At 40.1% G+C, this 13,587-nt stretch carries 14 protein-coding genes; 5 read left to right on the top strand and 9 right to left on the bottom strand.

Annotated elements, in window-relative coordinates; all coding sequences use genetic code 11:
* Window positions 1–21 precede the first annotated feature (21 nt).
* Entirely contained in the window at window positions 22–756 is a 735-nt protein-coding gene (locus tag J8L97_RS07315) for a transporter substrate-binding domain-containing protein (protein WP_312037135.1), read from the bottom strand.
* Between the two features lie 132 nt (window positions 757–888).
* Between J8L97_RS07315 and J8L97_RS07310 the strand changes: the two genes are divergently transcribed.
* Window positions 889–1,743: a TPR end-of-group domain-containing protein gene (locus J8L97_RS07310; protein WP_409455155.1), complete on the top strand. Its 855-nt coding sequence runs from the start codon at window positions 889–891 to the stop codon at window positions 1,741–1,743.
* Between the two features lie 110 nt (window positions 1,744–1,853).
* Here the strand turns inward: J8L97_RS07310 and J8L97_RS07305 are convergent, their stop codons facing one another.
* From J8L97_RS07305 to J8L97_RS07280, 6 genes are all read right to left on the bottom strand, one after another.
* Window positions 1,854–2,171: a hypothetical protein gene (locus J8L97_RS07305; protein WP_192509745.1), complete on the bottom strand. Its 318-nt coding sequence runs from the start codon at window positions 2,169–2,171 to the stop codon at window positions 1,854–1,856.
* A 31-nt stretch (window positions 2,172–2,202) separates the two neighbouring features.
* Window positions 2,203–2,565 carry a nuclear transport factor 2 family protein gene (locus J8L97_RS07300; RefSeq protein ID WP_225738541.1) on the bottom strand — a complete coding sequence of 121 codons (363 nt, stop codon included), beginning with the start codon at window positions 2,563–2,565 and terminating at the stop codon, window positions 2,203–2,205.
* Between the two features lie 156 nt (window positions 2,566–2,721).
* Window positions 2,722–3,462 (bottom strand): ferredoxin--NADP reductase, encoded by a 741-nt coding sequence (locus J8L97_RS07295; RefSeq protein ID WP_192509743.1) that lies wholly within the window; start codon window positions 3,460–3,462, stop codon window positions 2,722–2,724.
* A gap of 56 nt (window positions 3,463–3,518) precedes the next feature.
* Window positions 3,519–4,502, bottom strand: a complete 984-nt coding sequence (locus J8L97_RS07290; RefSeq protein ID WP_211048452.1) for a hypothetical protein — start codon at window positions 4,500–4,502, stop codon at window positions 3,519–3,521.
* A gap of 244 nt (window positions 4,503–4,746) precedes the next feature.
* A complete protein-coding gene (deoD, locus tag J8L97_RS07285; protein WP_192509741.1) occupies window positions 4,747–5,448 on the bottom strand; it encodes a purine-nucleoside phosphorylase in 702 nt (233 codons plus the stop codon).
* A gap of 15 nt (window positions 5,449–5,463) precedes the next feature.
* Complete coding sequence (locus J8L97_RS07280) at window positions 5,464–6,678, bottom strand: phosphopentomutase (RefSeq protein WP_211048450.1); 1,215 nt, start codon at window positions 6,676–6,678, stop codon at window positions 5,464–5,466.
* A gap of 305 nt (window positions 6,679–6,983) precedes the next feature.
* On the opposite strand from J8L97_RS07280, the gene udk reads away from it, so the two are divergent.
* On the top strand, window positions 6,984–7,613 hold the full coding sequence (gene udk, locus J8L97_RS07275) for a uridine kinase (RefSeq protein ID WP_192509739.1): 630 nt from the start codon (window positions 6,984–6,986) through the stop codon (window positions 7,611–7,613).
* 16 nt (window positions 7,614–7,629) lie between these two features.
* Window positions 7,630–8,853 carry a NupC/NupG family nucleoside CNT transporter gene (locus J8L97_RS07270; protein WP_192509738.1) on the top strand — a complete coding sequence of 408 codons (1,224 nt, stop codon included), beginning with the start codon at window positions 7,630–7,632 and terminating at the stop codon, window positions 8,851–8,853.
* A 121-nt stretch (window positions 8,854–8,974) separates the two neighbouring features.
* Here J8L97_RS07270 and J8L97_RS07265 read toward each other — a convergent pair whose 3' ends face one another.
* Complete coding sequence (locus tag J8L97_RS07265) at window positions 8,975–9,865, bottom strand: DMT family transporter (protein ID WP_211048447.1); 891 nt, start codon at window positions 9,863–9,865, stop codon at window positions 8,975–8,977.
* Window positions 9,866–10,366: 501 nt separating this feature from the next.
* On the opposite strand from J8L97_RS07265, the gene J8L97_RS07260 reads away from it, so the two are divergent.
* A complete protein-coding gene (locus tag J8L97_RS07260) occupies window positions 10,367–10,720 on the top strand; it encodes a hypothetical protein (RefSeq protein ID WP_211048445.1) in 354 nt (117 codons plus the stop codon).
* Window positions 10,721–10,771: 51 nt separating this feature from the next.
* Here the strand turns inward: J8L97_RS07260 and J8L97_RS07255 are convergent, their stop codons facing one another.
* Window positions 10,772–11,971 (bottom strand): RsmB/NOP family class I SAM-dependent RNA methyltransferase, encoded by a 1,200-nt coding sequence (locus J8L97_RS07255; RefSeq protein WP_312037134.1) that lies wholly within the window; start codon window positions 11,969–11,971, stop codon window positions 10,772–10,774.
* A 185-nt stretch (window positions 11,972–12,156) separates the two neighbouring features.
* Here J8L97_RS07255 and J8L97_RS07250 point away from each other — a divergent pair, with 185 nt between their 5' ends.
* A complete protein-coding gene (locus J8L97_RS07250) occupies window positions 12,157–13,536 on the top strand; it encodes a VCBS repeat-containing protein (protein WP_211048443.1) in 1,380 nt (459 codons plus the stop codon).
* Window positions 13,537–13,587: the final 51 nt, after the last annotated feature.

Raw genomic sequence — 13,587 nt, 5'->3', positions numbered from 1 at the left:
AAACAACTCGTTGATGGAGCCTTATGGCCCAATACTGCGTAAATTGTGTCGCGCCAGTGCGGCCCTTACTTGATCAACTAATTCCATATCAGAACTTGGGCTAAACGCGAGGCATGCTCGATTATTATTTGTGTTTGTCACTTCCAAAGCAATCTCTATTTGATCAAATGACACCCCCAGTTTTTTCATGCTTTCAAAAGCTGTATACTCTGTCGTCATAATTAAGTCTGTGTAACCCGCTAATAACTTTCTTGGGCTTGAGCTTGGGTCCGCAGTAATATCAATATTATTGCCGTTTTCAAACCCATTTTTGATTAAAAACTCATTAGATACGCTGCCCCTCACCACAGAAATTAGGTATTTTTTCGCGTCATCCAATGAGTTTAACTGAATATCTTTACGTGTTTTGAGTTTGAAGAGATACTCTTTAACTGGCTGTAATAGTGGGCATGCCCATAAAAAAAACGGTTCCCTTTCCGGTGTCCGGTATATAGAGTAAATCATGGTGTTTTTTTTCGTTTTTGCCAGCTTCATGGACCGGGCCCACGGGTAACTTCTTATTTCGTAACTTATATTTGCATCTGCTAAGATTTCACGTATTTTGTGTGTGGCGCGTCCATCTATTTCGCCTTTTGCGTTGGTGAAATTATACGGTACCCACTCTTCAGTAACGACCTGTAATTGAACTTCATTTGCATTGGCAAAAAAACAACATAACCCAATCAATACTATTCTTAGCATTACACCGATACTCACACAAAGTTCTTACTAATTATGGGCTTTAATAACCATTAATGCAAAGAGCATATCTCGCTAATTCACTTCTTTGCAATTTACATATAAGTCATGCACCATACACAAACCTTGCATACTCTGGCTACCTTTATGATGAAATATATCTTTGCCACTTTACTTTTATTTTGTAACCTCTGTTTAGCACAACAAGATACAAATAGGGCATCGCATGACAATAACCTTAAACAAGTTCAACAGCCCATGTATCAACCCCTAATTGAGCGTTATATCTTAGACGAACTCAAATCAGTACGCCAAGATCAACAGCAATTACGAGAAGATGTCACAAAACAAGTGACGCATTCACAATTAGATGCCGCAGACAGAGCGCTTACATACACAACTGACACAGTAAACAATATTTTATTTATTATAACTGCCACGGCATCTATTTTGATGTTGGTTGGTTGGAACTCTTTAAGAGACATAAAAAGTAAAGTGGAAGACATCGTCAATCGACGTGTTGGCGATATCACCGATGAATATGAGCAACGCTTACAAGTACTTGAAGATAAGTTAAAAGCACGTTCAGAAGAAATACTGAGCAACCACAAGAAGATTACCATAACCAATGAGGTTCACTCTTTATGGATGAGAGCCAATCTTGAAAGTGATATGAGTTCCAAAATAGAAATATATGACGAAATACTAAAAAGAAAACCTGATGAAGTAGAAGCTATCGCTTATAAGGCTGATGCGCTATTAGAACTTGGCCAGACGGGTGTTGCAATTCAACTGTGTAATCAAGCATTAGAGTTAGATAATGACTACGGATATGCATTTTGGCAACGTGCGTGTGCTTATGCAATGCTACATCAACATAGTGATGCCCTGGCCGATATACGTATGGCTTTAGAGTATGCACCAAACCTAAAGAATGAACTATCAAATGAAGCTGCTTTCACCAGTCTACATGATAATGATGATTTCAAAAATTTGAGTATATAAAAGACGTGTATAAATAATGATTACGCGATACTAAGGAAAGGATTACTTCTCTCTGAGCTACACAGCATATCTAAATCGGCTAGTACAAGACGCTGCTAGCCGAGTCGTTATCATAACCGGTCTAGATAAGCATCAATAGCATGTGACAATAACTCATCAATCTGTTCTTCAAAATCACTTTTATCTTTATCAAATTTATCAAGAAAGGCCATTACTTGCGCATCCGATAAATTTTTATTACCAATTTTATATTCTCTTTCCGGTAGTGCTTTGTCATACCGAGGGACAAAGCCAAACTGTGCATAAACCGGTGCCTTTATTTTTTTTTGTGCAAACTCACAAAAGCCTTCCACAAAGTCGATACCAGTTGGCCCCAAACACCCTGGTTCCACCCGATACAATAAACTTAATCTTTTATCCTGACTCATAACAACATACCTTGCATAATCATATTACTTGCTATTTAAAAAATACGACTTTACGTATTTTTCCATCGTCAATCTGATAACTGGTTACAAACTCTGAATACTTATCAACCTTTCCTGCATCATTAAAACATACCTGGGACGATTCATGGTCAATAACAATATTTCCGTGGATGATACGCTTAAGTGATGTAGATTTGAGGCATTTCGTTTTTTTAAACATAAGACCGTAGCGTTCAATCAATTTCTTTTTTCCAGTAAACATTAACGTTTGTGGATACATATAAAACGCAACATCCTCTGCGTACAAATCAAGGAAGGCTTCAATATTCCTATCATTGTAGGCCAAGATCAATTTATCAACAACTTGTGATGCTCCGCGCTCTTGCTCTGTCATGACTGACTGAAGAGGCCTCGTATCATTTTCTAATGCGGGATTAGCACTACATAAAAACGTAAATAGAACAAAAAAGAGAATAATAATGTATTTCATGATAATCAAGTAAGGTACAAACTTTTGTTAACATAACAGACATATAAAAAATTTTAAAGCCTACCAATACTGTTCGACTGTTATATGTCCAGATTCTGCTCTACGATGTCGTTTGAAGCCTTTATCAAGCAACAATTGAGTCGTATCTTTGACCATTTGAGGGTTCCCACAAATCATAAAATGGCTGTTCTTATTGAGTTGATTCATTCCGCAATGCTTTATTAACGCACCAGAACTAAGTAAATCAGTTACGCGTCCTTGTAAACCTTGCTCTGGCTTTTCTCGCGTAATTGCCGGTACGTAAGTAAACTGTTTAAACAATGACGCAGTGGCTAAAATACTGTCTTGGTAAGTTAAGTCGGTATTATGCCTGACCCCATGTACCAAAATCACACGTTCGTACCGCTCCCACAATTTGCCATCTGCAATGATAGACAGGAATGGTCCGATAGCTGTACCTGTACTAAGCATCCATAAAACCTCTGCTTTTGGCGTCTCTTCTAACGTAAAAAACCCATGAGCAACCGCTTCAACCTCAACTGTGTCACCAATATCTAACGTCGCTAAATGTGATGATAATCGACCATCAGGTACTTCTATTAAGTAAAACTCTAATAAAGGGTCATTGGGGGAGTTTACAAATGAATAGGCCCTAGCAACACGTCTCCCTTCAACATTTAATGCCAACTTTGTAAATTGGCCTGCAATAAATGGCTTTATGCCTGCTGCTACCTTGATGCTAAAAAGACTCGGTGTCCACCAGTTAAACTCAACTATTTTGCCCGTAACCCATTGTGCCATTGTCATCCCCACATATCATATTTACATTCATAACCATGGCATAAATAAAGTCAAAGTCAAAACGATCCACACCACGGTTTACCAAGCTTCTCTGGTAGGCTATACGATTTAAACTTCATGCTTGTGCCTTTCGGATAAAGATCTCTTGCCTTAATCAAAAGTAGATGGGCTTTTATCACGTCTTCATACCCAAGTTCAACAAACTTGACTACATGGTTTTCTATCCATTGCTGGTGCTCAGTACTTAATGTCTGAGATTCCAAGGCATATGCGATAATGTCAAGCCACTGTAAATAATCCAAAATTCGTGGGTAATATAGACGAGCCGCCTTGTCTAAATCACCTCTATAACGATTGAAAACAGTGAGATTTTTTACCGCTAACGCAGCACCTAATATGTTACCTGTGACACCCGTTTTAGATACTTTATCCCCCATTTTAATATACAGTTCATGGGCTTGCTCATAACTATGTAAAGCAGTTTGAAAATTACCTATCGATTGCTGAATGTTGCCATGAACAACACTGTATCCTGCTTTTACTTTGTCTGACAATTGGTTACTGTTAACGCTCTCGATAAGCTGAAAAGCCAAAGCAGGCTGATATGATAAACGATATACAATCGACTGATTCACTTTTAATTGCGCAAGTTCAATATCGTTAGATGCAAATTTAAAAGCACATTGATAATGTATTTTGGCTTGTTCTAGCTGTCCATTGAGGCGATATGCAACACCAATACTAGAAAGTAATTGTAACTTATTCCCATCTGAGTAAGCGCTTAAAGCTGGCGCGCGCATTTTTTCAATAATGTCTAAGAACATAGGCCAGTCGTCAGCGCGAGACGCTGCGGTTAACGCACTATAGTACAACAAAGCTATCCGATTACTCGTTTCACCTTGATAGCGCATCAGCAAACGGGGAAATTCAACCAATGCATGTTTGGGGTTATTAACCGCCAGGCGTTTGAAATCATTAAGTTCACTAATTGAAATGGGCAGCATCAACAATGTTGACAAAGCCACTGACGTAATTGTCATGCCTACACCTGATTATTATGGTGGTCAGACAATAATAGACTTAAATGAATACACTATGAATATACCCTTTTACATTATTATTCATAAAGTGTGACAAATGATATTTAGTCGAAAAAAAAACCGCACTAGGTGCGGCTTTTTGGGTGTGATTCGCTTTGTTTTAGGCGTGTCTCCAAAACTCTGCGATTACGTTACCAAGGAACGGTTTTGCTTAAGTAAGTTATCTTACTAAGCTAAATTTTTTTTATACAGATTCTAAAGCGATTTTTACCATTTCATTGAAGGTACTTTGACGCTCTTCGGCTGGCGTTGCTTCACCTGTAATGACATGGTCACTTACCGTAAATAAAGCCATCGCTTTAGCACCATATTCAGCTGCTACACCATACATACCAGCCGTTTCCATATCGACAGCCATAATACCAAGCTTATCTAACTCTTGATAAAATGAGTCATCAGCCTGATAGAACGTGTCAGTCGTAAAGACGTTACCAACTTTCGCTTCAATACCCAATTTTCGAGCTGAATTAATGCCATTTTCCAGTAATCCAAAGTCAGCAATTGCAGCAAAATCATAACCTCGTACACGAGTACGGTTTACGTTAGAATCCGTGCTAGCACCTTGTGCAAATATCACATCACGGATTTTTATATCCTGACTAATTCCGCCACAAGTACCTATTCTAATAAGGTTTTTTACACCGTAACTCACAATAAGCTCACGCGCATAAATTGACATCGACGGGATCCCCATGCCTGAGCCCATGATGCTCACAGGTTTACCATTATATGTCCCTGTAAAACCAAACATGTTACGAACACCAGTCACCTGGCGCGCATCTTCTAAAAAGTGCTCTGCAATGTACTTAGCGCGAAGTGGATCACCTGGCATTAATACCGTTTCAGCAAAATCACCACTATTTGCGTTAATATGAGGAGTGCTCATCACCTATTTCCTTCTTTATGCTTTGTTAAGTGAGGCCATAAAGCCATCACCATACTCAAGCGCAGATAAATTAAACCACTGGGCAAGTGTTTGACCTATGTCTGCAAAACTTTGTCTTTCTCCTAACGGAGTATTATTCATACCTTTAGCATAAGCCAATACTGGCACATATTCGCGAGTATGATCAGTTCCTGGTGCCGTTGGATCACAACCATGGTCAGCTGTAATTATCAACAAGTCATTGGTACCAAGTTTTTCTAGTATAGTTGGTAAATAATCATCGAACTGCTTTAGCGCTTCGGCATATCCGACCGGCTTACGTCGATGACCAAACTTTTCATCAAAGTCCACTAGATTTGTAAAAATTAAACTGTGATCAGGCGCTGAATCCATTAATTCAGATGTTTTTTCTAGTAAATTCATCAATCCAGGTGCTTTATGCTTCTGAGTAATACCTTGATGTGCATAAACATCTGCAATTTTACCTATGCTGATCACTTCACCACCGTCTGCAGCCAACTTATCTAGTAAGGTGGGAGCTGGAGGCAATACTGAGTAATCTCTACGATTACCAGTACGAATAAAGTCGGCACTCGAAGTGCCTATAAACGGCCGCGCTATCACTCGTCCTATATTCATTTCATCAAGCAGTGCCCGTGCGATGTCACATACCTGATAAAGCTTGTCAAGACCGAACGATTGCTCATGAGCGGCTATTTGAAAAACGCTGTCAACTGAGGTGTAACAAATTGGCATGCCCGTTTTCACATGCTCTTCACCCAATTGCTCTAAAATAGTTGTGCCTGATGCGTAGCAATTTCCTAAAATGCCTGGAATATTTGCTCGCTTACACAATTCATCAATAAACGTCTGCGGAAAACAAGGCGTGGTATTTGGAAAATACCCCCACTCAAATAACACAGGTACTCCCGCCATTTCCCAATGACCAGAAGGTGTATCTTTACCGCTTGAAAGCTCTTTTGCATAACCCCAAGCGGCTTCAGGAGCCTGACGCTCTGCAACATCACATGTTTGCTTACCAGCCGCTTCACATGCATCAACCAACCCTAACCTTGTCAAGTTAGGTAACGGCAGTGCTTTACCTGTTTCTTGTTTATACGCTTTTAAAAGGTGGGCAAGTGTATTTGAACCTACATCGCCAAATTTTTCTGCATCTGGTGCAGCACCCACGCCTAGGCTATCTGCCATTAGTATGATTGCTCTTGCCATATCTCACCTCTTTAATAAACTGACTGAGTAAATTTAAAATGCGTCACTATGCTTGTCACGCTCTCAGTGATTGCTACTTTATTGTTGCACTGCAATAATTTACAGGACATAAGTCCGCTGTCATAAAAGCATAACAAAATTCATAAACTTCATGACGCGTCTTGTTTTGTCTCACAGGACAAAAGTCCTGTTGTGTCTTTGATAAAGTCGCTAAATTTGCAACCTAAGCGAAGCAAAAGAGATTAATCGTGTCTTTTTTGCTATTGTGATCTTCCAACGTTAACGACAGCTGGGTGTGAACTTTAGTGACACGAACAATTATAGCTATTGCTGGCGCATCTGCGTCTGGCAAATCTCTCTTTACACAAACAATTTATAATGAATTGGTTAATGAATTAGAATCAGGCGCCATTGCAATTATAGAAGAAGACGCTTATTACAAAGATCAATCGCATCTTCCGTTTGAACATAGAACTCAAACAAATTATGACCATCCAGATGCGTTTGAACATGATTTACTACGTCAACATTTAGAGCAACTAAGACGAGGCGAATCTATAGAGGTGCCGACGTACGACTATGCTCAACATACACGCAGCAGCGAAACTCGCACTGTAATACCTGCAAAAATATTGATTATTGAAGGTATTTTGTTACTTAGTGATTCAGCACTTAGTGAAGAATTCGATATTAAGGTGTTTATTGATACACCATTAGATATTTGTCTACTACGCCGAATGCAACGAGACATCGAGCAGCGCGGTAGAAGCTTGCCGTCAGTGGTTGAACAGTACCAAGCGACGGTAAGACCTATGTTTTATCAGTTTATTGAGCCTTCTAAGCACAATGCTGACTTGGTAGTTACCCGTGGCGGTATGAATCGCGTTGCGATTGATATAATTAAAAGTAAAATAAAATATTTACTGCAAGAATAAAACGGGACTTTCTGGCATGACAACAATAATGAGCTTGGTCGGCATGTTTATGCTGCTTAGCGTTGCATACGGTTTTTCAACCGACCGTAGTGCAATCAACAAAAGAACTGTCGGTATTGCATTTGCTATGCAAATACTTATCGGTGGATTTATCTTGTTTGTAGAAGCAGGCAAGAACGTATTAGCAAGTATTTCATCTGGTGTATCTGCAGTTATAGGCTACGCAAATGATGGGATCGGATTTCTCTTCGGCTCTCTTGCCGATAAAGAAGCGCTTGGTTTTATTTTTGCAGTTCAAGTATTACCAGTAATTGTCTTCTTCTCTGCGTTGGTTGCGGTGTTGTACCACATTGGCATTATGGAGTGGATGATTAAGATTTTGGGCGGCGGCATGCAAAAACTGCTGAAAACATCACGTCCTGAATCACTGTCAGCTACAGCTAATATATTTGTGGGTCAAACTGAAGCCCCATTAATTGTAAAACCATTTATACCGAGCATGACAAAATCGGAGTTGTTTGCGGTAATGGTTGGCGGATTGGCCACAGTTGCAGGCTCCGTAATGGCAGGTTATGTGGCGATTGGTGTCGAGTTAAAATACTTAATTGCAGCCAGCTTCATGGCCGCGCCTGGTGGTTTCTTAATGGCTAAAATGATCGTGCCAGAAACTGAAACGCCAAAAGAGAATTTAGCCGATGTGAATGCAAATGAAGACAAGCCAGTTAATGTCATTGATGCAGCGGCAGGCGGAGCCTCAAGCGGTATGCATTTAGCATTAAACGTTGGCGCTATGTTGTTAGCATTTGTGGCTTTAATCGCATTGTTAAATGGGTTATTGGGCAACATTGGGAGTTTGTTTGACCACCCAACATTAACATTACAAGAAATTTTAGGTTACATCTTTGCTCCCGTCGCTTGGTTAATCGGCGTACCGTGGCATGAAGCTGTAACAGCCGGTAGTTTTATCGGCCAGAAGTTGGTAGTTAACGAATTTGTTGCTTACCTAGACTTTATGAATTATCGAGATACGTTAAGTGAACATACACAGGCGATTGTCACATTCGCGTTATGTGGATTTGCTAACTTATCATCGATTGCTATCTTACTAGGCGGACTCGGCGGTATGGCGCCAAGTCGAAGAAAGGATATCGCACGCTTAGGGCTCAGGGCGGTTTTAGCAGGGTCAATGGCTAACCTAATGAGCGCCGCAATTGCAGGGTTTTTCCTCTCGCTAGCTTAGAAACTTAACGAGATAAACTGACACAGTTGCAAAACAATTGGTTGATAGCCTTAAGGGGTTAAGGCTATCACACTAACTTGAACGATACTTCACCAAAGGGCCGCAAGGCCCTTTTATCGTTTTACCGAAAACACAGCTTAAACATCACACCTTTGCACACCTGCTGAGATAATCCAGTCACTAACCCAACCCCCACTAATATGAATGCGCCACCAATGAACGTATACATAGTTAATGCTTCATCAAGTACTAAATATCCCCATAACACACCAAATAATGGGATCAAGAATGTCACCGACAAAGCCGACTGTGCCCCCATAGAGTTTATTAGTTTAAAATAAAGAATATAGGCTGCGCCAGTACAGATAAGACCAAGAAAGAGTACAGACCAGACAACTTGCGTGTCAGCCTTGATATTATAGGGGAACAAGAATATAAATGGGATGATGAGTATGACAGCGCCCCAAAGACTGCCATGTGCATTATTTAATGCCCCCACATTCGCCGACGCTTTAGTGTAATGCGACGCGATGGCGTAACTCAAAGTTGCACCAAGTGTGGCAAAGGTCGGTAAATAAGATACATCTTGCTGGTCATTAAGATCAACCCCGACTAAAACCGAAAACCCAATTAAGCCAAATACACACCCAAACAAGCTTGCTTCAGCGACTCCCTCTTTACAGAATATATAGCCAATACATCCCCCCCAGAAAGGGGCCGTAGCATTCAATATAGCCAGCGTAGATACTTCAATTGTCTGCGCCGCATATGCAAAAAGCAAAAAAGGCAATGCAGAATTAAACCAGCCTAAAATAAGGTAGTGCTCCTTCCTCTTCCAAAGCTGCGGTTGTTGCTTTAAAGTTATCCCCACAGCAGATAAAAAAATAGCCCCCAATAATACACGAAACTCCATTAACATCACTGGCCCAAATGCTGGAACCGCAATGCGTATAAACAAAAAAGAGCCGCCCCATATAGCCGCTAATAATAGTAAACCACCTACATTCTTCATATGCCACTTCCAAACATTCTTTTCGTACACTATGGCAGCGACTCACCCAATGTTCTCGCCACAATTGGTACTGCAACAGCGTGAAGCTATTTTTTATAAACAGAATGAACGATATTTTTCAAAAATTGAGACTGTTAATTCACAATAAGTAAGTCAATATCATTGGCTTATTTGACATATCGTCATACATTTAAGCTATTGTTAATAAATGAATAATACAATTATTGAATGACTGCATTTCGTTTAAATTCTTATATACAGATGTTTATTCTCGCCACTTGCCTAACCTCTCCATTTAACACAGATATTCACTCACTGCTGCATATGACTCCGAACTTTTAGCATAATATGCTCTGCTACTGGGACATTGCTAGGAGCAAGTATGCAACAAGCTATATACTCATTTGTGCCCACGACTCTTGTGCTTTTTGGAAGTCCGGGCCCATATCCCTATTTGCATCTGTCACTCGTTTTGGGTACAGACAAAGCCAGCCCTTTTTATTGAGCATTCTTGTTGGGTTCTTACTTGCAATGATCACCGTGGGGATTGGGCTTAGTACATTTCTCAAGCAAACACATTCTATGCCCCCTGTGTTATTTTTGTTATGTGGTAGCGACTTTTTGTATGGTTTGCTACTCAATATTTTTAACCCAAAGGCTTACGCACCTTTGATCACCATTCTTACACCCGTGGTGATTCCGATAAAATCAACCAAAGAACAGCCCTTTGGCATAATACTGCTTATGCTACTATGTTTAGCGGTTGTGGCGCATATTTATACGGCATGGTTACTGGCAGGTGCAAAATTGGGGGATGCTACTCAAAAGCCACCTACAGGTGCGGTGGCTCAATAATCTCTGCTCAATCGCGAGCGTCGCATCGATACTAATGACACAATAAGGCTGCTATGAAATTCGTTCCATTGCGGCCATATAAAACCCATCATATTCGGAAGTATACCCTGGCAATAAAGTCTGCTCTTCAATGAGTTTAAAAGCTTTATTTTCAGCTAAAAACTGGGTTACTTGTAGTTGGTTTTCACTCGGTAATATAGAGCAAGTGGCATATACTAATCGCCCACCAATTTTACACATTTGGCTGTATCGCTGTAATATTTCACTTTGTAATGTGATCAAATTATCTACACTATTACTATTAAGATGCCATTTTGCATCTGGATTGCGACGCAGCACACCAATACCCGAGCAGGGTACATCCAACAAAACACGATCAAACTTTTCTTTCAGTCGCTTTATTGTCTTACTATTTTTAATTAAACGGGTTTCAAGCGTGTGTACGCCAGCTCGCTTGGCCCGCTTTTTCAGCGTATCTAACTTATGTTGCTGAATATCCATCGATAATATATAACCTTTATTTTGCATTAATGCTGCAATATGTAAGCTTTTCCCACCAGCACCTGCGCATGCATCGACCACCCGATGTCCTGGTTTCACATCTAATAACAAAGCTACTTTTTGTGAACCCGCATCCTGCATTTCAAACCACCCACTTTGAAATGCATTGGTCTTAAATAATGGGCCATACTGTGTTACTTCAAGTCCGGCCTCCGGCAGCACTTGGGTCTCTATATTTGATTTGCTCAACGTCTGTCTCAGCGTATTGCTATCAACCTTTAAAGTATTGGTGCGCAAATAAGTTTTAGCCGACTGATTTAGAGCTTGCGCCACGGTTGTCCATTGTTCGCCTAACTCATCTAGGCCTTTTTGCCAAAGCCAATCGGGGTATGAGTATTGCTGTGCATCGGTAGCTTGCGCCAAGTTCTGTTTGAGTTGCTCGCTAGAAACTCGGACCACTTCCGGCCATTCAGGCAATACCACACCGTCGAGTAGTTTCATAGCTACCCAAAGCTGCCAAGCATAGAACTCTACATTCTGACTTTGGGTACTTCCCATCGCGCAATCTAATTTACGACGAAATCGCAGTACATTATAAACATCCGTAACATAACGTTCTTTACTTTTTAAGTCCCAAAAAGGATGCTGAGCAAGCGTTTGCTCAATCACTTTGTCAGCATATTGCTGGTGTGAGAACATGTGTATCAAGCTAGCAATAATAGCTTCAACAGATTGACGGTCAGCGTGCACTGAAGACCCCTAACTAAAATAAAATTCAGACGTAATTGTAACTTTTTTTAAGTTTCACAGCGAGCTTACTTCTAAACAATCGAATTCGCTTTGTAACAGCTTCTTACAAGTATTGAATTGTTTGCCGTTAAAATTTAGCCAATACTATAAACACAATAACAATAATTATCTTCGTAGTGAGAATCATGACACGCTTAATACTTACCGCTACTGCAGCCTTGGTCAGCTCAAGCTTATTCGCCTCCCAACCTATTGCAATAAAAACCTCGAAGCCATTAGTGAGTACTCAATCTGAAATACTTTATGCCTTCAATAATGAAGCTAAACAACTTGCTGTTATTGATGTTAAAAATAACACCAGTCATGAATTATCAATACCAAAACATGCCATTGGTTTTGATTATGCAACATCAGCAAATCATACTCACCCCCAAGCCTGGGTGTTAACCCCTGATGGTATCGTTAGTAGCCACAAAGGTAGCTACAAAACATTGATTTCAGCTCAATCCCTCTTTACTCATTTAAAAGTAAGGAATTTCAATAAAGTAGATTTTGTTTTAGACGCCAATGACGATGGATTAAGTGATATCATGCTACCCGGTATTAGTCACTCCACGCTATATATTCAGTCAAAAACAGGGACATTCGATGCCCATTCGTTTACCAAACAATCCGATTTATCTGGGTACTTTAAAGGCAGCCGACTCGAAGTCGAAATTGAATTAAACCCTGCACCTCAAGTCATTGATCTTAATCAGGATGGTAAACTCGACTTATTGTTTCATACCCGATATCAAGCACAAGTACTGTATGCAACCAATACTGGATACGCCAAACAATTATCAAACTTAACGCTCCCAGTGCAACTCGGTCAATTAGAAGGCGGCGGTAAACGCAGAATTTACGCATTAAAAGACATCAATAATGATGGGTTTGTTGATTTAGTAACCCGTCAGGCACCGCGTACCAAAGGTATGGACGCTATTAAAGTGGATACCAGTTATGCTCTTTACCAGGGAAAGCCCGGTGGTCAATTCGAAACAAGCTTAGTGGCATTACCAACAACTAATGGGACAGGGCAATTAAGGTTTGAACACGACTTTAATGGTGATGGAAAAATTGAATTGCAAAAACTACAAGCTGATATTGGTTTTGGCACTATCGCGGCAATGGCTTTGGGCGGAGGCAGTACAGACATAGATATTGACGTTGGATTTTACCAGCAACATAATCAATATTTCCCACCAGAGCCGACTTTAGAAAAAGAAGTTGAAATGGAAATTAATATGAACGGCGACGATAGAATAATCTCTTTATTTATTGGTGATGTAAACGGCGATGGAAAACATGATGCAATTCTGCGTAGCTCTAGCAGGACACTCAGTATTTTTCACGGTAAAGAAGACGCTTTACTGAGTAAAAAACGCACCAGAATAAAACATAAACTCCCAAAAAATAGCAATGATATCCTACTGGTCGACATTAATTCTGATGGCAAAGATGACTTCGTATTTAAATTTACCGATAAAGAAGGTAATAACACAGTTCAAACCCTCTTAAACTAATGTCTATCTCAATAAGCCGATACTCAGTTATCGGCTTATTGATGTTACAGC

Origin of the sequence: Pseudoalteromonas sp. MMG012 (genome assembly GCF_018100875.1) — a bacterium.
Lineage (GTDB): Bacteria > Pseudomonadota > Gammaproteobacteria > Enterobacterales > Alteromonadaceae > Pseudoalteromonas > Pseudoalteromonas aurantia.
The sequence above is the reverse complement of the archived record's forward strand: the minus strand, read 5'-3'. Positions and strand labels throughout refer to the sequence as shown.